The following is a 24,560-nucleotide window of genomic DNA, read 5'->3' on the forward strand; positions in this document are numbered from 1 at the left end:
TGTCGGCCGCTCATGACGCGCGCGGCGTTCGCCGTACGAGGCGGCCGTGGCGCTGCTGAACCGCTGGATCTCCCAACCATGGCGGGTCCTCGGCGTGCTCTTCTTGGTCGCTGGGCTGAGCGTGCTCGGGTGGGTCGGCTGGCAGTACTTCGGCACCGGCATCACCGCGAACCGCACGATGGACCGCCTGGAGCACGACCTGCGCGCCGAGTGGGCATCCGGACCGAGGCGAAGCGGGGCCTCCCCGGGTACGCCGATCACGCTGCTGCGCATCCCGCGCTTCGGCGCCGACTGGGAGAAGCCGGTCGTCGAAGGCGTCGGCGAGGACGAGCTGGCCCGGGGCCTCGGCCACTACCCCCAGACCCAACTCCCCGGAGAACCGGGCAACTTCGCGATCGCCGGTCACCGGGTCACCCACGGGTCGCCGTTCCGCAAGCTGCTGGAACTGCGCAAAGGCGACCAGGTCATCGTCGAGACCGCCGACGCCGTCTACACCTACGAGCTCAACGGCGCACCCCGCGACCTGACGGTGAAACCAGCCGACACCTGGGTCCTCGACCCCGTCCCCGGCAAGCCGGGCCAGACCCCCACCAAGCCGATCCTCACCCTCACCACCTGCCAGGACCTGTTCCACTCCCCGGACCGCTCCGTCGCCTTCGCCCACCTGGTCAGCCAGCAGCCGAAAACCTCGGGTTGAGGTCCAGGTTGACGTTGCGGTCATGGCGATGTGGTTCGGTGGGGCTCGCCGGGTGCTGGGCCGGCGATCGGCTCGATGCGTGGTTGGGCGAGCCGGGCGTAGTCGGCGCCTGAGATGGCCACTGACCGGTTGAGGCGGGCGGCGTTGAAGTAGAGCTGTGGTCGCTCGACGACCTCGGGGTCGGCAACGAGCTCGAGGTCGGAATCGAAGGTGAAGGGAAGCACGGTGCCGGGGACGGAGCGGGCCAGTCGTTCGGCGGTGGCGGCGTCGCTGAACCCGACGTACCGGGCCTTGAACAACGTGCGGACGGCGTCCAGGTCGACACGTCGGTCTCCTGGGATGACCGCGAGCACGTGGCGGGTGGTCCGCCGGTCGGTCTTGATCCGGAGGATGATGCACTTCGCCGCGTGCGACGCGGGGTGCCCGCGCAGAGCGCTGACCGACTCCGTGGTGCCGTCCGGTGCGTGATCGATGAGCCGGTAGGGCGTCTGGGTGGTGTCGAACAGGGCGATCAGGCGCTGGTAGGTGTCATCGCCGGGCACGGTTCGTCCTCTCTCGGGGGGCTTGGTGTGGCGGTGCGGTGGATGCGTTCGATGGCTTGGCCCCAGTAGGTTCCGGCGATCATGAGCACGGCACCGAGAGTGGCCCAGAGGGTGAGGTGTTCGCCGCCGAGACTGATGCCGATGGCAACGGCCCAGATCGGCTCGGTGCCCAGCAGCAGGCACGCCCGGCTGGCGGAGGTGTTCTGCACGGCCCAGGTCTGGGCGAGGAAGGCGAACACACTGCAGAACAAGGCGAGATAGATCAGCTGGGCCCAGGTGGTGGCACTGCTGTGGACCAGGTCGGGCAAGTGGGGGATGGCGAGCGGAAAGAACAGTGCCGAGCCCACAATGGTCTGCACGCTCGTCAGGTGCAGCGGGTCCATGGAACGGCCCGCGGTGAGCCGTCCGACGAGAGCGACGTGCCCGGCCCGGACGACGGCGGCGGCGAGCATCAGTACGTCGCCGAGCCGTGGTGCGTGCAGCCCGGTGCTTGAGGTGAGCAGCCCGACGGCCACGACGCACAGTCCGGCAGCGAGGAAGAACGTCCATGGCAGCGAGCGGCTGCCGGTGCGGTCCAGCAGCGGCGTCAGCACGATGGTCAGACTGATGATCAGCCCGGCGTTCGCGGCGCTGGTGTGCGCCACCCCGTAGGTCTCCAGCACGAGCACGGCTGCCTGGGTGACTCCCAGCAGCGAGCCGATGCGGACCTCCGCGCGGGTCCAGCGACGGCGCCGGTGGCGGAAGGCGACCAGGGTGCCGCAGGCGAGCGCGGAGATCGCGTACCGGGCGAACAGGACGGCCAAGACCGGGAGCACGGTGGTCGCCGTCTTGGCCACCAGGTAGCTCGAACCCCACACCAGCGCGACGACGAGGAGTACCGCATCCGTGCGGCGGGCGATACGCATGCGCTCACGCTGCCTGACTGGGACGTTGAAGACCAGCACCAGCTTCTACACCAATGATGTAGTAGAACTACACTCTTGGAGTGGATGAACGGCAGTTGCGGATCCTGCGCGAACTGGGAGATCTGGGCAGCGTCAGCGCGGTCGCAGAGGCGCTGCACGTGACGCCATCCGCCATTTCGCAGCAATTGCGACTGTTGCAGCGCGCGATCCCCATCCCGCTGACGGAACGCGCCGGGCGCCGGGTGGTGCTGACCGATGCCGGGCAGGCGCTGGCCGCGGCGGCCGTCGAGGTCGAGACCGCGCTCGCCCGGGCCCGGACCACGATCACCGACTTCGCCGAGCAGCCCGACGGCGATGTCTCGGTGGCCGCGTTCCACAGCGCAGCGTCCGCGTTCTTCCCGCTCCTGCTGCGCAGCATGGCCGGCTCCGGTGGCCCTCGCCTGGCGCTCGCCGACGAGGACGTCGCCCAGGACCGCTTCTCCGCCCTCACCCGTCAGTACGACCTCGTGCTCGCCCACCGCCTCGACCACGGCCCGCCCTGGCCGCGCGGTGTGACCTCCACGATGCTGCTGCGTGAACCACTCGACGTCGCTCTGCCCGTCGGCCACCCGCTGGCGTCCAAAGTGCTGCTCTCACCTCGGGAGGTAGCGGACCAGCCGTGGATCACCGTCCATGACGGCTTTCCGCTGATGTCGACCATCGAGGCCATCGCCGGCGCCGCCAACCGCCGGCTCGACATCGTCCACCGCATCAACGAATTCTCGGTGGTCGCCGAGGCCGTGGCGGCCGGCGGCGGGCTCGCGCTGATGCCCCGGTGGACGGCCCGGCCGCACCCTGACGTCGTGCTCAGGCCGCTGAGCGGGCTCCATGCCCTCCGCCACATCGACGTCCTGCACCGGCCCGAGCGCACCGCCCGAAAGGCCGTCCGAACGGTGCTCGGCGAGTTGCGCCGCGCTGCCGCAGAGATCCAGGGCCGAGACCGCTGAGCCACTCGCTGCCGATCTCGGTGTGCACCTGCAGAGAAGCAGTAGGTACGGCACTGGTTCGGTGCTGCCTGACGGTTGGGTGCAGGACGCGGTACCAGCTGCTGTGAGGTGATGTCGTACTCTCGCGGTCGTGGCACCGTCGGCGCATCCCTCGCTCCCCTGGCAGCTCCCTCCGGCGGCGGAGCGCCTGGTCGACACGTTCCGTCGTACCGGGTCGGTCGAGCTGGAGACGTCCCGCAAGGCGATCGCCGGGATCATCGCCTGCACCATGCCGTTCCTCGCGATGTTCGGCTACTCCTTCACCAGTCCGAATCCGACGATGCCGATCGCGATCGGTGCGGTCTTCGCGGGTCCACTGCTCGGGGTCGCGATCTGGATCACGTGGCTGCTGCTGCCACGGGTGCGGGTTGTCGTGGACAGCGACGGATTGGTTGTCCGAGGCAAGCGAGTGGTGTGGTCCGAGATCTCGGAGTTCCGCGTCGGCGTCGTGAGCAGCCGGGCGACGTACACCTTTGTGATCGCCGAGCGCACCGGCCACGACGGCCACCCGACCTCCCCGGTGAACCTGCCGCTCCTGCTCACCCCCGACGCAGCCAAGCTGAAGGCTGCCCTCGACGTCCTGCTCGCGGAGCGACACGCGACTGCCCGCGGCATTCCGGGACGAATTCAACGGTGGCCCCGGTGACTTGCGGCCGCAGTCCGACCTACGGCACAGCTACGTGATCGACGCGCCCTTCGGCACTACCTGACCTGTCGAGAACACCCCTGGCCTGCGTTCCGCTGGTCAGGGGTGTTCAGCCGAGCCACCGTCGAACGCACCCGGACAGCGCGAGGCTTCGGCAGGGCTGTGGGCCTTGGACAGCGGCGGTCAGGCGGGCTCTGAGATCTGCTGCATCAGGCCGAACATGTCGGGCGAAACCCATTCCTCGGCGATCTTGTCGCCCTCCATCCGGTAGAGCTCGATGCTCCGGAAGCTGACCGCTCGCTGAGTGGCCGGCACTCCCTGGAACTGGCCTCGGTGCGTGCCACGGAAACCGACCCGCACCGCGACTTTGTCACCGGCTGCGAACATGTCCTCGATGTCGATCTGCAGGTCGGGAAATCCATCCAGCATCGCCTGCGCTCCCAGCTTCCACACCTCCCGGCCGTAGACCGGCTCAGGCAGGCCGGGGAGGTTGACGATGAAGTTCTCGGTCAGCAGTTCGACGCTCGCCTCCAGATCGCCGCCGCCCTCCAGCGTGGTGTACGCCCGGCGGATCAGTTCCATGTTCTTCTCAGTCGTCACTGTGGTCTCGCCATCCTCGGATGATGTCGGCGCTGGTAACATAGTGAACATGGTACATGATGAAGGAGATGCACCTTCTGTCGCGATGGATGAGGGCGCGGCGCTGGACCGGCTGCTCCTGGTGTCCACCCTCCTTGCTGACGACATGGCCACAGCCCTGCAGGCACGTGGCCTCACCCGAGCTCGCGCCACGGTCCTGTGGGAGGTGGCCCGGCACGGACCGCTGACTCAGCGGCAGATCGCCGACCTTCTGGGGGTCACTCCTCGCAACGTGACGACGCTGATCGACGCACTGGAAGGCACCGGGTTCGTCACGCGCACCGACCACCTCAGCGACCGTCGTGCCGTGCTGGTCCGCCTGACCGAGCAAGGTGAGCTCGCGGCCGCGCGGATGGAGAGAGGAGCCACTCACCTGGCCAGGAAACTGTTCGGCGAACTGTCAGCGCCCGACCTGGCGACCTTCACCGGCGTCCTCGACCACATCACAGCACGCTTCAGCGACACCGGCGTCTCCGGCTAAGCGGCGTCGTACGTCACGTTCGCCCTGCTCACCTACGGCTGAGTCGACCTGCGGACCCAGCACTGAACCACCCGCCGCGCCTTCTGGAACAGATCGCTGAGTGCTCAGCCGCGGCTGAACGTGGCGCTGTGGGTTGCTCCGCGGCTGGCGCCGACAGTGACGTCCAGAACGAGCTGATTGCCTGTAGCAACGACCGTCACGGTGTCGTCCGCACTCAGCAACTGCCCCACGCGGACGTCGACGGTGATCCGTACGGTCTGCTGGCTCCGGCTGGGCTCCGACACTGCGATCCGGAGGGCGGAGCCGTGTCGGCCGACCACTACGGACGCGGGACCGGAGGCGGTGATCGTGTCGGCGTCACCCGCGATGCCGTGGACCTGTCCGGCCGCCCAGAAGTTCGCCAGCACCAAGTGGTCGCGGGCCGAGCGCACCGCCTGGACGATGGACGTGTTCGCCAGCAGCCTGATCCCGGAGTCCACTGCCAGTTCCGCGGTCCGGCGGAGGCTTGCACCGGGCAGCAGGATGTAGGCGTAGCCGGCGTCGGCGGGGTTCGTGCCGTGGTCGAACACCAGCGTGAGGTAGCGCCTGGTGTGCGGCGTCGTCGAGCCGGCGGTGTCGTTGCCGGTGTTGATGTCCCGCCAAGAGCCGGTGCGCTCGGCCCGGTCGGCCAGCAGCCGTCCACCGGCGGGGAACAAGTAGCCGCCCACGCCCTCGACGTACGCCCAGCGCGGTTCCTCGAAGGTGGCGGACCAGCCGAGGTCGGACGGTTGCCGGGATCCGTTGACCAGCAGGGCCGCTGAACCGTCCGCGTGCAGGTTGCGGTTCTCGACCACGGTTTCGACCGTGTGCCCATCGGTTCCGCTGATCCCGGCGCCCAGCGCGACCACCGCGTCGGACAGGCAGAACCACGACTTGCGCGCCTGGACGGTCCGGTCGTGGTTGATCAGATGCATGCCGGCGGCACCAGCCGTCCCGAAGTACGAGGCACCACCGACCCAGTCGGCGTACGCGGCGATGGTGCCGGTGCCGCCGCCGAAGCCATGCGGCAGGCGCGGCTTGCTGCTCACCGTGGTGCCGGGCATGCGCTGCGCGTCCACCGTTGGCCAGAAGGCGTCGTAGTACTGCGCGTGGTCGTCGTTGTAGAGGTAGGTCATCCCGTCACCGACGTACCAGCCGCGCAGATTCTCCCCATTGCCCCATTCGTAGCGGGCCATCCGCCGTGACGACATGGCGATCGCGAACGCCCAGCCGTCGCGCCGGTGCACGACCCGGTCCTGGTTGTGGAACTGGAAGTGCGCCGGGGCCTCAGCCGCCGCCACGACCGCCCGGTCGGCGAGCACGGCCTTGACTCGCGAGATCTCCGGGATCGATGCGCCGGTCAGGTAGTCCTCGAGCCGGTCGTGCGTGATCCACCGCTTCGCCAACGCCCTGTACCGCGTGGCGTACGGCTCGGCGACTCCGCCGGCCAGCAGCAGCACGCTGGAGGTCGTGCTGTGTCCGTGCCGGTGGTCGCCGGCGCGCTCGCGGGAGATCGCGCGGCCGGAGACGCAGTCCATCATCAGGCCGTCGATCATGAACGGGGCGAAACTGGCCTCGACCGCGTCGAGGATCACCGTGCGATTCGGGTCGGTGATATCCCAGGTGGACCCGCCGAGCAGCGCGAACAGGTTGGCCACCCCGCCGAGCGCCACGTTGCCGTACGTCCCGACGTACGCGAGGTTGCCGTGCTGCACGAACGAGCCGTCGCGGTAGAAGCCGTCGCCGCTGGTGACGTACTTGAAGACACTGTTCCGGCCGGCCTCCGCGACGTCGCTCAGCGCGTCCCGGGCGGCGGCGACCTTGCCGGCCGACTTCCCGACGATGCCGCGCAACGCGACGATCAGACTTTTGTCGACCCGGTTGGCTCCGGTCTCGCGCAGCGTCGAGGAGCTGGTCCGCCGGTTCGGGTCCGGTACGAAGCGGTCGACGGCCCTCAGATAAGTGGTGAGCCGATCCGGGGTCAGCAGATCGTGGGCGAAGACGCAGGTGTCCAGCAGTGCCTTCGGCGCACCGATCTCCCAGAACCACCAGTTGCCCGTCTCCGGCAGCCGCTCGTTGTAGGCCCGTTCGTACAGGAAGTCGAGCGCGCCGATCAGACGATCGGCCGGGTCGCCGGCCAGGCCGGCGCCGTGGGTCGCACGGGCCAGCGCGATGGTGCGCAGTCTCGTGTAGCTGATCGAGAAGTTCCCCGACGCCGGGCTGAGCGGCAGATCGGGCCAGAGTGCAGTACGGCCTGGAGTCGTGATCAAGCTGTCCAGCTGGCTTTGCGCCTCACTCATCAGCTGGGCGAGCGCCCCGGCGTACCCGCTGTCGCTCGGGTCGATCGCGCCGCCGGTGCTCATCGCCAGCCAACGGTCTCGCAGGGCGTCGAACTCGTCCGCCGCAGCGGCCGGCCGGGTGGTCCGCACCTCGGTTGCGGAGACGGCGCAGGTAGCCAGGCCGGCTTGCAGGACCAGGCGTCGGCTGATGAAGGGCGGCATCAGGGCTCCTCGGCAGTAAGCGTTTACCGAGAAGAATCAGTGATGCGCTTGGCTGTCGTCAACCTCTGGCCTTCGATCAGTTTTGATCATTCGAGGCCGGTTCCTCCCCAGTGGTGCGCAGAGGGGGCGAGCGGGGGATCGCCCCAATCCGCGTCAGCGCTGGGCGGTGAGAAATGCCTGGAGGTCGGCGGCGATCCGGTCGGGGAACTCGCCGTTGAGCGCGTGGGAGGCGTCGGGGTAGAACTTCACGGTCTTGGTCCGCAACGCGCTCTCCGCCGTACTCCGTGCCTTGGGCGGATCGTGCATCACCGACTTCCCGGCGATGATCGCGAGCACCGGCATCGGCAGGCCGGCGAGTTGCTGCTCGCTGATCCGCTCCGGCTGGGACTGGCGGATCGTGTAGTTCTTCATGCCGGACTCGATCATGTCCGCGACCGGAACCTGCTCCACCGGCGCGCCGCCCGCGGTGTAGGAGTTGAAGCTGTCCCGCCAGGAGCGCGGCAGCCACTTCACCGCCGCCGGGAGGGAACGGACGATGGTCTCCACCGGCATGGATCCGAAGACGTTGACCGCGTCCAGCGTGGTGAGCGTCGCGACCCGGTCCGGGTGCCGTAGCGCGAGGTTCACCGCGGTCCAGCCACCGATCGACAAGCCGACCACGTTGAACTTCTGCTCCGGCAGCGCGGCCAGGGTCTGGTCCAGCCAGGCGGCTTTGTCCTCGGAGGTGTCGATCGGCCGGCTCTGGACGCTCATCCCGGGCTCGCCGAGCAGGTCGAACGTGTAGACGTCGCCGATCCGCAGCAGAGAGGGAAGGTTGTCGGCCCACACCGGGGTGCCGGACGACGTGCCGGGCAGCAGCACGAGCGGGGCGGTCGTCCGCGCGCCGGTCCCGGTGAACCGGTAGACCCGGACCACCCCGTACTCCGTCCGGAGGTCGCGCGTCAGCGTCGGCGTGGGCAGGTCCTTCATCGCCCGGTCGTACTTCTCCGCGTAGTCGGCGTAGCCGTCGGCGCTGTTCCAGTGGCCGACGGGGGAGGGGGAGCGCACGACCAGCGCCACGGCGACGCCGGCGACTACGACCACCCCCAGCGCGATGCGGGGCCAGCGGCGCTTCTTGCGATCGGAGGTCATGTCCAGCTCCTAACCATGCGGTAAGTAATCTAACCATACGGTAGAATTGTGGGCATGCCGCAATCTGCACCTGACCGGAAGCTGACGCTGACCGAGCAGGCCCGTCGCGCTCAACTGATCGCGGTCACCGTGGACCTGGTCGCGGAGGTGGGCTACGCGAGCACCTCCTTGGCCAAGATCGCCGAGCGGGCGGGCGTCACCAAGGCCGCGGTGCTGTACTACTACCCGTCGAAGAACGCGCTGGTGGAGACCGCGCGGGACGAAGTGCTGACGGCTCTGGTCACGGCGGTCGGTGACGCCGTGGACGCGGTCGGCCCCGAGGACTGGCCGGCGGCGTACGTGCGCACGATGATCGAGCACCTGCGCGACAATCCGCGGCACACCCGGATGATCGTCGAAGCCGCGATCCACACCGGCGCGCCGGCCGATCCCGCCGCCCGCTGGGGACCGCTGGCCGACATCCTGGCCGCGGCCCGCCGGGCCCGAGACCTCACCGACGACCCGGACCTGCGCTCAGCCGCGATCGTCATCGGCGGCGCCATCGACGCGATCGTCTCCGAACACATGCACGACCCGTCCTACGACACCACCGCAGCCACAGACCTCGTCCTCACCATGATCGAGCGGACGGTCCTGTCCCGCAGCTGAGCCGGGCCAGCCGCTGCCCGTCCGCCTGCGGAAGGGGCGGCCCGGAGGCGGTGAACGCGATGGCTGACGACAAGGCGGAGTACGAGAACCTGACCCAGGTGTTCAAGGCCGCGGCCGGCACCGTGAACGCGTACCTCGCGGGGTGCGCGGGACGTCAGTCGACCGTCAGCACGAGTTTGCCGCGCGTCCGCCCCTGCTCGCCGACCTCGTGGGCCGTGGCGGCGTCGGCGAGATCGTAGGTCGCCTGGATCTCCGGACGCAGCAGCCCGCGCTCGGCGAGTGCGGCCAACTCGCCGAGCGCGTGCCCGTCGGGCTCCACCAGCAGCGTGCAGGCGTTGACGCCGTACCGTTCGGCGGCCGCGGCGATGTCCGGGGTGACGCCACCGAGGACGGGGACCAGCAGGCCGCCGCGGCGGAGTACCGGCATGAGGTCGACGCTGGACGCACCGCCGAGACAGTCGACGACGACGTCGACGTCCCGGACGACGTCCGCCACGGTCGTCCGGGTGTAGTCGATCGGTTCGTCCAGGCCGATGCGGCGCAGGAAGTCGTGCTTGCCGGCGCGCGCGGTCCCGATCACGAACGCCCCGCGCGCCTTGGCGATCTGGACGGCCAGGTGCCCGACGCCGCCGGCGGCCGCGGTGACGAGAACCCGCTGACCCGGCTGGACGTCGGCCAGGTCCACCAGGATCTGCCAGGCCGTGAGACCGGCCAGCGGCAACGCCGCGGCCTCGACGTGATCCAGAGCCGTCGGTTGCCGGGCGAACTGGCGGGAGGGGCCGGTGACCAACTCGGCGTACGCACCGGCTTGCAGCGGAAAACGCGGCATGCCGAACACGTCGTCCCCGGGCCGGAACCGGGTCACGCCGACCCCGACCTGTTCGACCACCCCGGCGACGTCCCAGCCGAGAACGAAGGGCGGTTCCTCGAACATGCCCTCGCCGGCCCGCGTGGCCCAGTCGACCGGGTTCACCCCGGCGGCACGCACCCGGACAAGGATCTCGGTCGGTCCCGGCTCGGGGTCGGGCAACTCACCCAGGATGAGTACCTCCGGACCGCCGAACCGATCCTGCACAACAGCCCGCATCACAGCCCCACCTTCACCTGGAAGCCTTGATTCTCCCGTTCCGTCAGTTCACCCGCTGATCGCGGGCAGGTTGTTCAGCGGTTTCGCGGCGCCAGATGTCGCGGTCGGGGTGGTACTCCATGAACTCGGCGATCTCGGTGGAGAGATCGGCGCCGAGCTCGCGCTCGATGATCCAGAAGGCCAGGTCGATACCGGAGGTGATTCCGCCGGCCGTGATCAGGTCGCCGTCGTCGACCACGCGGTGAGCCTTGAGGTTCGCGCCCGTCTCCTGCAGGTCTGCCCAAGCGGTGTGATGGGTCGTCGCCGCGCGGTCCTTGGTCAAGCCGGCGGCGGCGAGCAGCATCGACCCGGTGCAGACCGAGCCGATCCAGCTCAGGTCCGGCGCCAGCTCTGCCAGCCGCGCCGGCAGTACCCCGCGCTGGACCTCGGCCCAGGCGCCCTTCTCGGCGCGGCTGCCCCAACCTCCGCCCGGCACGCACACCGCGTCCGGGTGCGTCTTTCCCAAGCCGTCCGTCGCCCGGAACTGCAGCCCGTTCATGCCCGTCACTTCGACCGGACCGTCGAGCCCGACCAAGGTCAGCTCCAGCCGTCCCATCCGGGCCGCGTTGCCCCAGACCTCGAACGGGCCCATCACATCCATCTCGTCCACACCGTCGAAAACCACGATCTCGATTCGCATGCGTCCACCCTCGCGTCCGGCGCGGGACCGAACCAGTACGCCGATGGCCGAAGTTCGCCAGGAACCGGCCACTCGAGGTGCGCGGTCATCCCTCCAGCTGCCGTCCCGAGGTGAGCAGGATCAACCGACGCGGGGCGAGACCAGGCCTGACTGGTAGGCGATCACGACGAGCTGGGCGCGGTCGCGGGCCTGGAGCTTCGACATCGCGCGGCTCACGTGGGTCTTGGCCGTCGTCGGGCTCAGCACCATCCGTTCGGCGATCTGGTCGTTGCTCAGGCCGTGCGCGACCAGAGCCAGCACCTCACGCTCCCGCGGCGTCAACAACTCCAACCCGGCAGTGGACACGACGTCGGGTGGTCGCGCGACGAACTCGCTGATCAGCCGGCGGGTGACCGTCGGCGACAACAGGGCGTCGCCGCGGATCACCACCCGCAATGCCTGCAGCAGGTCGACGGGCTCAGTGTCCTTGACCAGGAAGCCGGACGCGCCGGCGCGCAGCGCGTTGAAGACGTACTCGTCGAGACCGTAGTTGGTGAGGATGACCACGTGCACGTCGGCCAACCGGGCGTCGCCCGCGATGCGACGAGTGGCCTCGATGCCGTCCATCAGCGGCATCTGCACGTCCATCAGGACCACGTCCGGCCGGTGCTCGACGGCCAGGTCGACACCTTCCACGCCATTGCTGCCCTCGGCAACGACGTCGATGTCGTCCTCGGCGTCGAGCAGGGCCCGGATGCCGGTCCGGATGAGCGGCTGGTCGTCGACCAGCACCACGCGAATCACAGCTTGTCCGTGGGCAGCTCGGCGACGACCGAGAATCCGCGGGTCTCTCGCGGCCCGGCCCGCAGCGTGCCGCCGAGCGCGGTCACCCGCTCGCGCATGCCGACCAACCCGTAGCCGGGGACCGGTGGTTGGTGCGCGCAGCTGCCGTCGTCGTCCACGCGCACGGTCAGGATCGCGTCTCCGTAGCTGATCAGGACGGACGCGGTGGCCGGGCCGGCATGCCGGCTCACGTTGGTGAGCGCCTCCTGGACGACGCGGTACGCCGCCTGGTCGACCTCGGTCGGCAGCTCACGGCTTCCACCCTCGATCGTGACGGTCGTCGGCAGACCTGAGGCCCGAGCACGTTCGACGAGCGCCGACAGGCGATCGAGCCCACTGCCGTTGGGGTCGTCGTCGCGCCGCAGTACTTCGAGGGTCGACCGCAGCTCGCGGATCGCGTCGTTGCTGGCCTCCTGGATCGCCAGCAGAGCGTCCGGCGGCTGCTCGCCGTGCTTGCGGGCGAGGTGGGCGGCCACGCCGGCCTGGACCTTGATCACGGAGATGCTGTGGGTGAGCGAGTCGTGCAGTTCGCGGGCGATGCGCAGCCGTTCCTCGACCGCGCGGCGCCGGGCCACTTCCTCATGGTTGCGCTCGGCCTCCGCCGCCCGGTGCTCCACCTCGCGGATGTAGGCGCGCCACTGGACGAAGGCAACCACAGTGATGACGCACGAAACCAGCCAGCCGGTGGCGTACAACCGCTTCCGTCCTCGCTCAGTTCGCATACCGGGAACTGTAGATCCGGCCACGCCGGGCTCGCATCCTCTCCACGGTGTACGTCCCGGCTACTCCCGCCGGCGAGGGTGGCGACCGCCGGCCCTCCTTGCCGGGTAGTGCGAGGTGTCTCTGCGCGGACGACGACTTCGGCCATCACGTCGCGAAGGATCGAGGCCCACGAGATCACCGAGCAAGGAGCGCCCGTGAAGCACCGAGTGTCCACCGTAGACCTGCCCGGAGAAGTGCTGATGCCCGGAGACGTCGGGTACACCGAGGCAAGCACCACGTTCTTCGGGCGGGGCGCCCCCGCCCTCGTCGTGCGGCCGGCCGACGTCGACCAGGTCGTGAGAGCTGTCCGGCGTGCCGCTGCCCATGGACTCACGCTGTCCGTGCGCTCGGGCGGGCACAGCCTGCTCGCTCACGGCACGAACACCGGCGGCATGGTCCTCGACCTGAGCCGCCTCGACCGGGTCGAGGTCGTCGATCCCGACACCCGGCGCGTCCGGGTGGGAGGCGGGGCGACCTGGGGACAGGTCGCCGCCGCGCTGACGCCGTACGGATGGGGCCTGACCGCCGGCGACACCGCCGGCGTCGGCGTCGGTGGTCTGACCCTCGGTGGCGGGATCGGCTGGATGGTTCGCAAGCACGGCTTGGCGATCGACAACCTGGTCGCGGCCCGGGTGGTCACCGCCGACGGCCGGGTGCTGGTGGTCGACGAGCACGAGCATCCCGAGCTGTTCTGGGCCTTGAGGGGTGGCGGGGGCAACTTCGGCGTCGTGGTCGACTTCGACTTCATCGCCCAGCCGGTCGGCACCGTGCACTTCGGGACGATCACCTACGCGGTAGAGCAGCCGGCCCGGCAGGTCAGCCGGTGGCGCGATCATCTGCGCCAGGCGCCCGAAGAACTGAGCAGCACGCTGTCGCTGGTACCGCCGCTGTTCGGGATGCCGCCCGCGGTGACGGTCACCGTGTGCTTCGCCGGTGAGGACGCGGATGCCGCCGCGGCGGCCATCGAACCGCTCGTCGCCCTCGGGACCGTGACCGACTGGCAGGTGCGCGAGCGGCCCTATGCCGGGATCCTGGAGGAGGTGCACGAGCCCCCGGGCCTCCGGGTTGCCGGACGCAACGTGTTGCTGCCGCTGCTGGACGACAGTGCCGTGGCGGCCTTCGTGGCCGCGCACGCCCAGGGGATGCCGGGCATCGTCAGCCTCCGCAGCCTGGGCGGCGCGTTCTCCCGGGTGCCGGCCGCGGCGACAGCATTCGCGCACCGCGATGCCGAGGCGATGGCGGTCTGCCTCGCCTTCGTCGAGAAGGAGGCGACCGAGGCCGACGTCGAGCAGGTCCTGCGCCCGTGGACAGCGATCGCGAGCCGGGGCAGCGGCGTGTACCTCAACTTCCAGGGCTCCGCCACGGCGGCCGACCTCGCTGCGGCCTACCCGCCGGCGACGTACGCCCGGTTGGTCGCGGTCAAGCGTCGCTACGACCCGGCGAACCTCTTCCGGCTGAATCACAACATCGCGCCGGACACGGCAGCCGCCGGCGGAGCGGCCTGAGCGCAGCGTGTCCTCCGGCCCGCTGAATCCAACGTCTTGAAGGGAACATCATGCGCAGGTTCTTCGTCGTCCTGGCCGCGGTGCTGATGCTTGCTGTCTTCGCACAGTTCTTCCTCGCCGCGATGGGCGCGTTCGACACGGCGCCCAAGGAAGAGTCGTTCGGGCCGCACCGCGTCCTGGGGTACGTGATCCTCTTGTTCGCTGTCGTACTGACAGTGCTTGCCGCAGTCACCCGCCTGCCAGGCCGCCTGATCGGGATGACCGGCTTGGCCGGCGGTCTGGTCCTGTTGCAGGCGGTGATCGCGGCGGTGGCCAACGCGTTCGGCGATGCCGGAGCCGCCGGCAGCACAGCGGGGAAGGTGGTGTTCGGGCTTCACGCCCTCAACGCGCTGATCATCTTCGGAGTGGTTGAGGACGTACTGCGCCGAGCGCGTGAGTTGACGCGTCGTCCGGCGGCCGCTTCGACCGCGACCGCCTCCGATTCGATCACGCCGGCCGGCGGACCGGCCCGGTGACGACGCTGGGATGGATCCTGCTGGACCACGGTGTCGCCCTGCTCAGCGTGGCCGCGTGGTTCGCAGCCGGTGTTGCCGCCGCCCTGCGTCAGGCCCGGTTGGCTTGCATCGCTCTGGTGGTGGCGATCGTGCTGATCCCGTTGAGGATCTTCACCGTGGCCATGCTGGCCGGCGCCGGCTGGTGGTACGTGCAGGAGAAGGTCCTCTTGAGCCTGCCGATCCTCGCGGCGAGCGGCCTGGCGGCTGTCGTGGTAGCCGGCCGTCCGCTCGTCACGGCGCGACGAGACCCGAGCACGGTGGTGCCGGCCGGCGGAGTAGTGACCCTGCTGACCGCGGCCTACGCCGCACTGGCCGGGCTGGCGACGACCTTGCTCGTCGGGTATCCGCTCACGTGGGGCAGCGCGATGATCAGCATCGCGCTCGTGTGCCTGGCTGCCGTGCTCACCGCTCGCGTGGTCACGCGGTCAGGACACCCTTCAAGTGACGGCGACAGGCCGGCCGTCGGAGGCGCAGAAGTTTCTCGGCGCAGCGTGCTGCGGATAGCCGGCGGGGTGGTCGCAGGAGGTCTCGGTGGCGCCGGTACCGCGGTGTCGCTCCGGCCCGACGTCGGGCACACGGGACACTCCCCGTCGACCCTGTCGGTGGCAGACCTGCGCGGGGCGCGCGCACCAGGCCCGGGTGGCACCACGGTCAGACGTGTGCTCACTGCCCAGTCGGCGACCGTACGGCTGTCGTCAGGGCAGGCCGTCGACGCGTGGACGTACAACGGACAAGCACCCGGACCGGCGATCGTCGCCACCCAGGGCGACCTGATCGAAGTCACGCTGCGCAACAAGGACATCGAGGACGGCGTGACCCTGCACTGGCACGGTTACGACGTCGCGTGCGGTGAGGACGGCGTACCGGGCCTCACCCAACCAGTCGTGACACCGGGCGAGGAGTTCAGGTACCGCTTCCGCGCCGACCAGCTCGGCACGTACTGGTACCACACCCACCAGGCGTCACACATCGGCGTACGCAAGGGCCTGTACGGAACCCTTGTCGTCCACCCCCGGGTTCGGCAGGAGCGGCAGCTGGACCTGACGCTGCCTCTCCACACCTTCGGCGACACTCTCGTCGTCGCGGACCAAGACGGACACACCGACCACACAGCCGAGGCCGGTACGCCGGTGCGGCTCCGTCTGATCAACACCGATCCCGATCCGCACCGGCTGACTCTCTCAGGTACGCCGTTCCGGGTCACCGCTGTCGACGGGCGAGATCTCAACCACCCGGGCGAGATCAGCGAAGTCGGTCTGCGCCTTCCAGCCGGTGGACGGTACGACGTGGAGTTCACGATGCCGCACTCACCGGTGGTGCTGGTGGCCGACGACGTCGTACTGCGGATCGCGCCCGATCGTGCCGCGGCCAGGCCCGAAGCGGCGCCCGACACCGCCGGCTGGCCGGAGCTCGACCTCCTCCACTACGGAGAACCCGCTCCGGCGGCGTTCGACGCGCGGAAGGCCGACCGGCACTTCACCCTCGTCCTGGACCGTGGCGTGGCCGTGGTTGACGGGCGACCGGCATACGCGCACACGGTGAACGGGCGCGCGCACCCCTCGATCCCGGATCAGCTGGTTGCCGAGGGCGACCTCGTCACGTTCACCGTGGTCAACCGGAGTCTGGACACCCATCCCTGGCACCTGCACGGCCACCCCGTGCTGGTCCTGTCCCGCGATGGAGTGCCCGCAGCGGGAAGCCCGCTGTGGGTGGACACGTTCGACGTGCGTCCCGGGCAAGTGTGGACAGTGGCGTTTCGGGCGACCAATCCGGGGATCTGGATGAACCACTGCCACAACCTCCCACACGCCCACGAAGGCATGATGCTGCGGCTCGCATACACCGGCGTCACGACGCCGTACGGCGATGCCCACGCCGGCCACGGCTAGGCACTGGCGAGCGGCTGGGCCGCAGTACGTGAGACATGGGCGGTCCACATGCGGGGGAGCGCGAACCTGCTGCATCCGCTCCTCGGCGAAGGATCGCCGCCTCGACGGCCCACGGCAGCGCGAACAGTTCCCGTCGCGGGCGTGGTGGGTGATGCTGGTCGGGTGAGAACGCCGGTTCGGGACGAAGGAATCGTCGGGCGGCGACGGGAGCTGGGGTTGTTGCGCGGCTGGTTGGACCAGGCTCGCGACGGCGCCGGGCGGCTGGTGCTGTGCAGTGGCGAGGCCGGGATCGGGAAGACCCGGCTGGCGCAGGAACTGGCGGGGATGGCACTGGCGGCGGGAACCACGGTGGCCTGGGGCCGGTGCGCCGAGACGGAGGGCGCGCCGGCGTACTGGCCGTGGCGGCAGGTGCTCCGTTCGGTGGGTGCCGCGACGCTGACAGCGGCGGAGACCGAGGACCGGTTCCGGCTGTTCGAGGACGTCGTCCAGGCCGTGGCGGGCGCCGCCGAGGCAAACGGTCTGGTCGTCGTGCTGGACGACGTGCACCGGGCTGACGAGGCATCTCTGCTGCTCCTGCGGCATCTCGCCGACCAGGTGACCTCGCTGCGCGTGCTCGTGCTCGCGACCCTCCGCGACTTCGAACCGGCCAGTGCGCGGCTGACGCCCGAACTGCTGCGCGCGCCGTCGGTGGAATGCCTTGCACTGCGGGGCTTCGATCCGGCGGAGGTCAGCGACCAGTTGCCAGCAGCAACGGCGGACCAGGGGCTGCGGGTGCACGAGATCACCGGCGGGAACCCGCTGTTCGTCCGTGAGGTGGCCCGGGCGATGACCGACGGTTCGTGGCGTCCGGACCGGCCGCCGCAGACCGTGCTCGACATCGTCGACGCCCGGCTGGACCGGATCAGCGCGGACTGCCGCCGGCTCGTGCAGGCTGCGGCGATCATCGGTCGCGACTTCCGCGCCGGCGTGCTCGCGACCGTGCTGGACCGATCGGTCGAGCAGTGCATGCCGCTGATCGACGAGGCCGTGGCCTTCGGACTCGTGCAACGCGCCGGCGGGGACCACCGTTTCGTCCACGCGCTCACCCGGGACGCGGTCGAGGCGTCACTCGGGACCGTTGACCGGTCCGCCTTGCACCGGCGGGTGGCCGAGGTGCTGGAGGCGGAGTTCGCGGCGGACCTGTCCGAGCATCTCGCCGACATCGCTCGGCACCGCGCCGAGCTGGTGGCGTACGGCGAAGGCGCGACGGCGCGGCGGTGGTTGGTCCGTGCCGCGGACGACGCGGTACGGCGGCTCGCGTACGAGGAAGGCGTTCGGCTCTACCGGGCAGCGTTGGCGACGACGCCGTTGCCGGTGGCGGAACGGTCCAAGATCCACGCCGCGCTCGGGCGGGCGGCGTACCTGGCCGGTGATCTGCCGGCCTGCGTCACCGCAGCGGCCGCGGCGGCCGAAGCGGCGCGGACCCCGGAGCAGCAGGCCGAGGCCGCGCTGGTGGTGGAAGCCGTACCCGACCCTGCGATCAACGAGACGGCCAAGCGACTGTGCGAGGAAGCGCTGGCGACCACGCAGTCCGAGGCGCTCCGAGCCCGGTTGCTGTCCCAACGCAGTCATCTCGCCTTCTACGACGGTGAGCAGGAGCGGCTCGACGCGCTCAGCGCCGAGGCGCTCGACCTGGCCCGTGCCGCGCACGACGATCTCGCCCTCACCGATGCGCTGCGGGCCCGGCAGGAAGCGTGTCCAGGTCCGGCGGGTCGCGCCGAACGGCTGGAGCTGGCGGCCGAGATGCTGGCGCTTGCGCGCCGGACGAACAGCGCCCGGTCGGAGATGTGGGGCCGGCTCTGGCGACTCGACGCGCTGATCGAGAGCGGCCGGCTGGCGGCGGCGGCCGAGGAACTGCCGGCCTTGGCGGCCGCGGTCGGGCGGCTCGGCGGACCGGTCAGCGCCTGGCACCACGATCGCGTCGCGGCGTGCCTGGCGCAGGCCCGCGGCCGCTACGCCGATGCGGCCGCGTTCGCGCGCCGAGGGTTCGAGCGGATGCGGACGGTCGAGCCCGCACCGGCATCGGGGGCCTACTTCGCCCTGCTGACCGCGTTGGCGGGTCACGTCGGGGTGTCCGCCGACGCGGCGAGATTCGCCCGGCAGACTTTCGAACCGCCGCCGCGGTTCGCCATGATCGCGCATCTGTCCCGGGCCTACCTGCAACTGTGTGCCGGCCTGCCGGACGAGGCGGCGGTGTCGTACCGCCGGGCCGGGCCGATCGAGACCTGGTCGCTGCCGGCGTTCTTCGTCCTGCCCGGTCACGTGTACGCCGCGCTGGCGTGCGCCGGGCTCGGGCGGCATGACGACCTTGCCGTACTCGTCGATCGGCTCGAACCGTTCCGCGGCGAGCACGTGGTCGGAGGCGGTGTCGCCTACCTGGGACCGGTCGAGCTCGCCCTCGGCCGGGCCGCGGCCGTGCTCGGACGCCTCGACGCGGCGATCGAGGACCTGAGCACGGCGGTCCGGCAGGCCGAGAGCGCCGGCGCTCCGGGATTCGTCGCCGAAGCGGAGTACCACCTGGCGGTCGCCTTGCGCACGCGGAGTGGTCCGGGTGATCGCGAGCGCGCGGCGACGGTGGCGCGGGACGCCGATCGACTCGCGAGGTCGCTCGGCATGACCGCGTACGCCGGTCGCCTGCCCGTGGGGGACGCGCCCGGAGGCCTCAGTCCCCGCGAGGCAGAGGTGGCCGCTCTGGTGGCCGAAGGGCTCACCAACCGGCAGATCGCCGAGCGGCTGGTGCTGTCCGAGCGGACCGCTCAGAACCATGTCCAGCACATCCTGACCAAGCTCGGTTTCACCACCCGCAGCCAGATCGCGGCCTGGAGCGCGCGCTCCTTGAGTACGGAGATGAGTAGTCCGGCGGATTCCGCGACCAGCGCGCCTTCCTAGCGTGGGTTGTGCGGCCGGATCCGGTCGCACCAGTCCAAGGAGGCAGTCATGCAGTGGATCGCAGTAGCCACCCCGCCGTTCGCATCGATCGAGAAGTTCGACCAGGTACTGGCCCGGATGGGCACGGAACCCGAGGGCCTGGAAGCCCGTTACGTGGGTACGTCGAACGACGGGCTCCGGGTGATCACCCTGTGGGAGTCGAAGGCCCACGCCGACAAGTTCTTCGCCGAGCAGCTCGGCCCGGCCCTGGCGAAGGTCCTCGGCCCCGAGCCGGCCGGTGCGCCCCAGGTCGTCGGCATCGAGGTGGAGCGCAGCTACCAACGCCAGCCGGTGGGCTGACGAAGGCGGCACCAGGCGTTCGGTCCGGCCGTTACATCCGCCTAGGCCGGATCGTCGTCAACCTGTCGTGCTGTCCTGGGTTTCGCAGGTGCAGTCGCGGCCGGTTCGATCATCCGAGGGCTTTGCGTAGCAGAGCGGCCAGCTGGTCCTGTTCTTCACCGGAGAGGCGTCCCACCGCTGCCCGGGCGAAGGTGAAGGCCTTCTCGAACCGCCGGTTGACCTCGTCCCCGTGCGGGGTCCGCGCGACCAGCCGGGCGCGGCGATCGGCGGGGTTCGGTGCACGGGTGACGAGGCCGAGTGCTTCGAGACGGGTGACGATCTGGGTGATGTTGGAGGCATCGCAACCGAGCTCCTCGGCCAGTGCGCCCATGCCGCGGCTCTCGCCGAGGCGCCCGAGGACACAAGCCTGCGCCGCGCTCAACGAGAGCTGGGCCGCGGCCGACTCATAGGCGCGGTCGTACACGTCGACCAGCTCGAACAAAGCGGCTTCGGCCTCGGACGAGGCCGTTGTCGGCCCGCTCGGGAGTGCCATGGCGCCAGCATAGCAAGGTGCTTGATTCACTCAAGTACTGTCGTCTACAGTGATGCTTGATCCAATCAAGCAATCGAGGAGAACGCATGCGGACGTCAGCAGCAAACAGCCCAGCCGCCGGGACGCCGTCGGTGATGAAGGCGGCGGCCCTCGATCGGTTCGGCGGGGTGGAGGAGCTGGCGCTGCGATCGGTGCGGGTTCCTGCCGTCGGCGAAAACGACGTCCTGATCCGGGTCGAGGTCGCGGGCGTGGCCTCCTGGGACGCGGTCGAGCGCGAGGGACGCTATGACGGGGTGTTCGGGGTTCCGACGACCTTCCCGTACGTGCTCGGTTGGGACGGCGCCGGCACGGTGGCCGCTGTGGGCCGTAACGTCACCCGGTTCGAGCTCGGCGACCGCGTCTACGCGGCGACGATGCCTGCGACGCGGGGTGGTTTGTACGCGGAGTACGGCGTCGTCGAGGCGGAGTACGTGGCGCACGTTCCCGATCGCTTGTCGACGGAACAAGCCGGCGTCATGGCCTGGGATGCGTCGACCGCCCTGAGCGGGCTCGATGTGCTCGGCCTGAAGGCGCACGAGACGCTGATGGTCTTCGGCGCCAGCGGGGGCGTCGGCCACATGGCGGTGCAGTTGGCGCGTCACCGCAGACTGCGGGTGCTCGCCGTGGCGTCCGGTGATGACGGCGTCGAGCTGGCCAAGCGTCTGGGCGCGGACGCGGTCATCGACGGTCGCAAGGACGACGTCCTGGCGGCGGCGTCCGGGTTCGCCCCGGACGGACTCGACGGCGCCCTGGTCACAGCAGGCGGCGAGACGGCCGAGCGCTCTCTGAACGCCGTCAAACGCTCCGGGCGCATCGCCTGGCCGAACGGCGTGACGCCTACGCCCAGAACATCACCCGCTGCGGCGACCTCCTCGTTCGACGGCGATCGTACGCGGTCCGGCCTGGAGCGACTGAACGAAATCATCGCAACGAGCACCTTCGAACCCCACATCGCCCGCACCTTCACGTTGGACCGGATCAGGGACGCCCACCACACCCTCCGCGATCACTACGTCGGAAAGCTCGCACTGAGAATCGCCTTCAGCGACAGCTGAGCTCTGGTGGAGGATGGAGGCCATGGACATCGAACGCAACAAGGCGACGGCCCGCCGGTTCTTCGAAGAGGTCTTCACTGCGGGGCGGCTCGACGTCATGGACGAGATCGCGTCCCCCGAGCTCAGGGCGCAGGGGTCGTTGCCTCCCGGCCTGCCGGATCGCGGGCCGGCGCCCTACAAGCACACCGTCGAGATGTTCCGCCACGCCTTCGCCGAGCTGCACCACGAAATCCATGCCCTGGTGGCCGAAGGAGATCTGGTCGCCGTGCACGTCACGATGACCGGCAGGCATGTCAACACCTTCCTGGACGTTCCCGCGACCGGCCGACGCGTCGTCTACCCCGGCATGGACCTGATGCGCTTCGACTCCGAACATCGCCTCGTCGAGCACTGGACGGCAACCGACGACCTCGGACTCCTGCAACAACTGGGCATCCTTCCGGACGACCAGCCGTGGTCGTCTCCGATGCCGCCGCTCTGACCGGCGGGAGCGTATCCACCGCCGCCGGCACCGCGGTCAGTCCTCGTGGTCGACGTCGCGTCCTGACAGCGCGTCCATCAGGTAGACCTGCTCGCCGACCGCTCGATCCCGGGCGTGCAGGACGTGGAAGGTGGGGGAGAACGGCCCGCCGAGGTCGACCACCGTCGCGCTTGCTCCCTTGACCGCCCGTTCGAGCTGCGGAGGGGTGGTCAGGTCGATCCGCGTCACCACGCCCGGCGTGACCCAGACCGGTACGCCGGCCAACGTCGCCGCGAGCTGGAGGTGGAAGTGCCCGCACAGGACGGCGCGAACGTCACGACCGGCCAGGACCGAGGCCAGCCGGTCGGAGTCGCGGAGGCCCACGGTCCCCATCAGTACGGACGACTCGAGGTAGACCGGTGGGTGGTGGACCACGATGACCGTGCCGGATGATGCCGGTGTCTCGAGAAGGTTTGCCAGCCATTGAAGCTGGCGGTCGCTGAGAGCGCCGTGCGCAGCACCGGGGACCAGACTGTCGAGGGTGACGATCCGGACTCCGTTCACCTCGCTGACTGCGACCCGTTCCGGACCGCCGGATTCCATCAGTCGGCCCAGGTCGGTCCCGTCCGGGCCGAGGTGGCCGGATCCCAAGGCCGTAGCGAACGTGGACCGGTCGTCGTGGTTGCCGGTGCAGTAGACGTGCGGAATGCCGCGCGCTGCCGCGAAAGCTGCGACCCGGTCCCGCACCGCCACGCAACCCTCGACGGAGCCGTCGTCGGCGATGTCTCCGCTGACCACCACCAGGTCGAGGTCGGGCAGGTGCCGCGCATCGTGCAGCATGCGCTCCAGGGCAGCGACCGCATCGACGCCGTCCTCGTCGCGACCGTCGCGGCCGACCTGGGTGTCGGACAGGTGCAGAATGCGGTGGCGTACGGACATGGGGGCTCCTCATCATCGCGATGAGGCCACCCAGGCGGTCGATGTCCCGGCTTCACTCCCCGGTGGTGACCCACCCTCGCCAGTCGTGTCCGACCAGCCTACGAATCCGCGGTGCCACTGCTCGATCTCACCGGGGCGCCCACCTTCCCCGGCGTACGACGCCCGGCCGCTCGTCGCCGATCAGCGCACGAGCCGGAAGAACGTCCGGATCGTCGTCCCGGCCGGGAGTCGTGATCGGGTCGATCAGGTGGACGCCCGCGACGTGCTCGGTGGTGATGATCACCAGCTGAAAGGCGTCCGCCGGTCAGCGGCGCGATCAGCTGCCGGAATTCCACGAACGAGCTTTGCCAGCCAGGGATCAGCAGCGCGGCCTCGGGCTCGGGGGAGGCCGGACGTGCAGGAAGTGCACCCGCTGCCCCTGGATCCCGGCGAGGAACTGGGGACAGCGGTTCAGTGCTGCCTCGTGCTTGCGCCAGTCGTAGCCGGTTCGCCAGTACTCGGCGAGTCCTCGGAGGTACCCCGTCGGCATGCCGTAGGTCCAGCCGACCCCCGGGCACCTAGAAGGGTTCACCGGCTGGTGAGGAGCTGCCTGTAGAGGGCGACCGTGCGTCCGGCTACGTCCTTCCAGCCGAACTGCGTGACCGCGCGTTCGCGGCCGGCCTTGCCCATCGCTGCGGCTTTGGCGGGGTTGGCGACGAGGTCGTTGATGCCGTTGGCGAGTTGGGTTTCGAAGGTGGCGGGGTCGTTTTGGTCGTAGCGGACCAGGGTGCCGGTGAGGCCGTCGTGGACGACTTCGGGGATGCCGCCGACCGCGGAGGCGACGACGGCGGTTTGGCAGGCCATTGCTTCGAGGTTGACGATGCCGAGTGGTTCGTAGATCGAGGGGCAGCAGAAGGCCAGTGCGTGGGTGAGGACTTGGCGGACGTCTTCGCGGGGCAGCATGTCGGAGACCACGAAGACGCCGTCGCGGGCGGCCTTCAGCTCGTCGATCAGGGCGTCGGTTTCGGTTTTCAGTTCGGGTGTGTCGGCGGCGCCGGCCAGGAGTACCAGTTGGACCGAGGGGTCTAGTTGGAGGCCGGCGCGGAGTAGGTGTGGTACGCCTTTTTGCCGGGTGATGCGGCCGACGAAGGTGACGTAGGGGCGGTTGAGGTCGACGCCGAGCCGGTCCAGGACGTGGGTGGCGGGGTCGGGGTGGTAGAAGTCGGCGTCGATGCCGTTGGAGATGACGTGGACCTTGGCGGGGTCGACGGTGGGGTAGCAGTCGAGCACGTCGTCGCGCATCCCGTTGCTGACCGCGATCACCGCGTCGGCGGCTTCGTATGCCGTGCTTTCGGCCCAGCTGGACAGGCGGTAGCCGCCGCCGAGCTGCTCGGCTTTCCACGGTCGGCGGGGTTCCAGCGAGTGTGCTGTCACCACGTGGGGGATGTCGTGGAGGAGTTTGGCCCAGTGGCCGGCCATGTTCGCGTACCAGGTGTGGGAGTGGACCAGGTCGCTGTTGCCGACTCCTGCGGTCATGGTCAGGTCGGTGGACAGCACCCGCAAGGCGGCGTTCGCGCCGAGTAGCCGCGGGTCGTCCTCGGAATGCGCGGTCGCACCCGCCCGGGGCTCGCCCATGCAGTGCACGTCCACGTCGAGCAGGCGACGCAGCTCACGGACCAGGAAGTCCACGTGCACCCCACCGCCCCCATAGATGTGCGGCGGGTACTCCCTGGTCAGCACGGCGATGGTCACTGCGCT

At 69.8% G+C, this 24,560-nt stretch carries 26 protein-coding genes and 1 riboswitch; of the genes, 12 read left to right on the forward strand and 14 right to left on the reverse strand.

Annotation, left to right across the window (positions count from 1 at the left end):
* Positions 1–46 precede the first annotated feature (46 nt).
* Positions 47–697, forward strand: a complete 651-nt coding sequence (locus KFLA_RS09950) for a class E sortase (protein WP_012919661.1) — start codon at positions 47–49, stop codon at positions 695–697.
* 20 nt (positions 698–717) lie between these two features.
* Here KFLA_RS09950 and KFLA_RS09955 read toward each other — a convergent pair whose 3' ends face one another.
* A complete protein-coding gene (locus KFLA_RS09955) occupies positions 718–1,239 on the reverse strand; it encodes a YbaK/EbsC family protein (RefSeq protein ID WP_012919662.1) in 522 nt (173 codons plus the stop codon).
* Positions 1,209–2,144 carry a DMT family transporter gene (locus KFLA_RS09960; protein ID WP_012919663.1) on the reverse strand — a complete coding sequence of 312 codons (936 nt, stop codon included), beginning with the start codon at positions 2,142–2,144 and terminating at the stop codon, positions 1,209–1,211. Before KFLA_RS09960 ends, KFLA_RS09955 begins: the two co-directional genes overlap by 31 nt.
* Positions 2,145–2,239: 95 nt before the next feature.
* Between KFLA_RS09960 and KFLA_RS09965 the strand changes: the two genes are divergently transcribed.
* Together KFLA_RS09965 and KFLA_RS09970 are read left to right on the forward strand one after the other, a co-directional pair.
* The gene (locus KFLA_RS09965) at positions 2,240–3,130 is read left to right on the forward strand and encodes a LysR family transcriptional regulator (RefSeq protein WP_237706766.1); all 891 of its coding nucleotides are present in this window, start codon (positions 2,240–2,242) and stop codon (positions 3,128–3,130) included.
* A 130-nt stretch (positions 3,131–3,260) separates the two neighbouring features.
* On the forward strand, positions 3,261–3,815 hold the full coding sequence (locus KFLA_RS09970; protein ID WP_012919665.1) for a hypothetical protein: 555 nt from the start codon (positions 3,261–3,263) through the stop codon (positions 3,813–3,815).
* A 183-nt stretch (positions 3,816–3,998) separates the two neighbouring features.
* Here KFLA_RS09970 and KFLA_RS09975 read toward each other — a convergent pair whose 3' ends face one another.
* Positions 3,999–4,415, reverse strand: coding sequence for an ester cyclase (locus KFLA_RS09975; protein ID WP_202797101.1), 417 nt, complete (start codon positions 4,413–4,415; stop codon positions 3,999–4,001).
* Positions 4,416–4,500: 85 nt separating this feature from the next.
* Between KFLA_RS09975 and KFLA_RS09980 the strand changes: the two genes are divergently transcribed.
* On the forward strand, positions 4,501–4,935 hold the full coding sequence (locus KFLA_RS09980; protein WP_012919667.1) for a MarR family winged helix-turn-helix transcriptional regulator: 435 nt from the start codon (positions 4,501–4,503) through the stop codon (positions 4,933–4,935).
* A gap of 104 nt (positions 4,936–5,039) precedes the next feature.
* Here KFLA_RS09980 and KFLA_RS09985 read toward each other — a convergent pair whose 3' ends face one another.
* Together KFLA_RS09985 and KFLA_RS09990 are read right to left on the reverse strand one after the other, a co-directional pair.
* Entirely contained in the window at positions 5,040–7,454 is a 2,415-nt protein-coding gene (locus KFLA_RS09985) for a polysaccharide lyase 8 family protein (RefSeq protein WP_012919668.1), read from the reverse strand.
* 153 nt (positions 7,455–7,607) lie between these two features.
* On the reverse strand, positions 7,608–8,585 hold the full coding sequence (locus KFLA_RS09990) for an alpha/beta fold hydrolase (protein WP_012919669.1): 978 nt from the start codon (positions 8,583–8,585) through the stop codon (positions 7,608–7,610).
* 54 nt (positions 8,586–8,639) lie between these two features.
* Here KFLA_RS09990 and KFLA_RS09995 point away from each other — a divergent pair, with 54 nt between their 5' ends.
* Positions 8,640–9,233: a TetR/AcrR family transcriptional regulator gene (locus KFLA_RS09995; RefSeq protein WP_012919670.1), complete on the forward strand. Its 594-nt coding sequence runs from the start codon at positions 8,640–8,642 to the stop codon at positions 9,231–9,233.
* 154 nt (positions 9,234–9,387) lie between these two features.
* On the opposite strand, the gene KFLA_RS10000 is transcribed toward KFLA_RS09995, so the two are convergent.
* The 4 genes from KFLA_RS10000 to KFLA_RS10015 form a co-directional block, all read right to left on the reverse strand.
* Entirely contained in the window at positions 9,388–10,320 is a 933-nt protein-coding gene (locus KFLA_RS10000) for an NADP-dependent oxidoreductase (protein ID WP_012919671.1), read from the reverse strand.
* A gap of 43 nt (positions 10,321–10,363) precedes the next feature.
* The gene (locus KFLA_RS10005; RefSeq protein ID WP_012919672.1) at positions 10,364–10,999 is read right to left on the reverse strand and encodes a DJ-1/PfpI family protein; all 636 of its coding nucleotides are present in this window, start codon (positions 10,997–10,999) and stop codon (positions 10,364–10,366) included.
* Positions 11,000–11,119: 120 nt separating this feature from the next.
* Positions 11,120–11,782, reverse strand: coding sequence for a response regulator (locus tag KFLA_RS10010; protein ID WP_012919673.1), 663 nt, complete (start codon positions 11,780–11,782; stop codon positions 11,120–11,122).
* The gene (locus KFLA_RS10015; RefSeq protein ID WP_083792822.1) at positions 11,779–12,543 is read right to left on the reverse strand and encodes a sensor histidine kinase; all 765 of its coding nucleotides are present in this window, start codon (positions 12,541–12,543) and stop codon (positions 11,779–11,781) included. Before KFLA_RS10015 ends, KFLA_RS10010 begins: the two co-directional genes overlap by 4 nt.
* Before the next feature lie 195 nt (positions 12,544–12,738).
* Here KFLA_RS10015 and KFLA_RS10020 point away from each other — a divergent pair, with 195 nt between their 5' ends.
* The 5 genes from KFLA_RS10020 (at position 12,739) to KFLA_RS10040 (ending at position 19,798) form a co-directional block, all read left to right on the forward strand.
* The gene (locus KFLA_RS10020; protein WP_012919674.1) at positions 12,739–14,088 is read left to right on the forward strand and encodes an FAD-binding oxidoreductase; all 1,350 of its coding nucleotides are present in this window, start codon (positions 12,739–12,741) and stop codon (positions 14,086–14,088) included.
* A 50-nt stretch (positions 14,089–14,138) separates the two neighbouring features.
* Complete coding sequence (locus KFLA_RS10025; RefSeq protein ID WP_012919675.1) at positions 14,139–14,603, forward strand: DUF6220 domain-containing protein; 465 nt, start codon at positions 14,139–14,141, stop codon at positions 14,601–14,603.
* Positions 14,600–16,531 carry a multicopper oxidase family protein gene (locus tag KFLA_RS10030; protein WP_012919676.1) on the forward strand — a complete coding sequence of 644 codons (1,932 nt, stop codon included), beginning with the start codon at positions 14,600–14,602 and terminating at the stop codon, positions 16,529–16,531. The genes KFLA_RS10025 and KFLA_RS10030 overlap by 4 nt, the downstream gene beginning before the upstream one ends.
* A gap of 162 nt (positions 16,532–16,693) precedes the next feature.
* Complete coding sequence (locus tag KFLA_RS10035; RefSeq protein ID WP_202797102.1) at positions 16,694–19,459, forward strand: ATP-binding protein; 2,766 nt, start codon at positions 16,694–16,696, stop codon at positions 19,457–19,459.
* A 48-nt stretch (positions 19,460–19,507) separates the two neighbouring features.
* The gene (locus KFLA_RS10040) at positions 19,508–19,798 is read left to right on the forward strand and encodes a hypothetical protein (RefSeq protein WP_012919678.1); all 291 of its coding nucleotides are present in this window, start codon (positions 19,508–19,510) and stop codon (positions 19,796–19,798) included.
* A gap of 109 nt (positions 19,799–19,907) precedes the next feature.
* Here KFLA_RS10040 and KFLA_RS10045 read toward each other — a convergent pair whose 3' ends face one another.
* A complete protein-coding gene (locus KFLA_RS10045) occupies positions 19,908–20,330 on the reverse strand; it encodes a MarR family winged helix-turn-helix transcriptional regulator (protein ID WP_012919679.1) in 423 nt (140 codons plus the stop codon).
* A gap of 167 nt (positions 20,331–20,497) precedes the next feature.
* Here KFLA_RS10045 and KFLA_RS10050 point away from each other — a divergent pair, with 167 nt between their 5' ends.
* On the forward strand, positions 20,498–21,424 hold the full coding sequence (locus tag KFLA_RS10050) for a quinone oxidoreductase family protein (protein WP_202797103.1): 927 nt from the start codon (positions 20,498–20,500) through the stop codon (positions 21,422–21,424).
* A 22-nt stretch (positions 21,425–21,446) separates the two neighbouring features.
* Complete coding sequence (locus tag KFLA_RS10055; RefSeq protein WP_012919681.1) at positions 21,447–21,905, forward strand: ester cyclase; 459 nt, start codon at positions 21,447–21,449, stop codon at positions 21,903–21,905.
* A gap of 36 nt (positions 21,906–21,941) precedes the next feature.
* Here KFLA_RS10055 and KFLA_RS10060 read toward each other — a convergent pair whose 3' ends face one another.
* From KFLA_RS10060 to glgA, 4 genes are all read right to left on the reverse strand, one after another.
* Positions 21,942–22,823, reverse strand: a complete 882-nt coding sequence (locus KFLA_RS10060) for a metallophosphoesterase family protein (RefSeq protein WP_012919682.1) — start codon at positions 22,821–22,823, stop codon at positions 21,942–21,944.
* Positions 22,824–22,844: 21 nt separating this feature from the next.
* Positions 22,845–22,920, reverse strand: a riboswitch (ZMP/ZTP riboswitch).
* Between the two features lie 30 nt (positions 22,921–22,950).
* A complete protein-coding gene (locus KFLA_RS38240) occupies positions 22,951–23,106 on the reverse strand; it encodes a hypothetical protein (protein ID WP_202797104.1) in 156 nt (51 codons plus the stop codon).
* A gap of 75 nt (positions 23,107–23,181) precedes the next feature.
* Complete coding sequence (locus tag KFLA_RS38245) at positions 23,182–23,394, reverse strand: epoxide hydrolase N-terminal domain-containing protein (protein WP_202797105.1); 213 nt, start codon at positions 23,392–23,394, stop codon at positions 23,182–23,184.
* Entirely contained in the window at positions 23,391–24,554 is a 1,164-nt protein-coding gene (gene glgA / locus KFLA_RS10065; protein ID WP_012919683.1) for a glycogen synthase, read from the reverse strand. Before glgA ends, KFLA_RS38245 begins: the two co-directional genes overlap by 4 nt.
* Between the last annotated feature and the right edge of the window lie 6 nt (positions 24,555–24,560).

The organism is Kribbella flavida DSM 17836 (assembly GCF_000024345.1).
GTDB classification, from domain to species: domain Bacteria; phylum Actinomycetota; class Actinomycetes; order Propionibacteriales; family Kribbellaceae; genus Kribbella; species Kribbella flavida.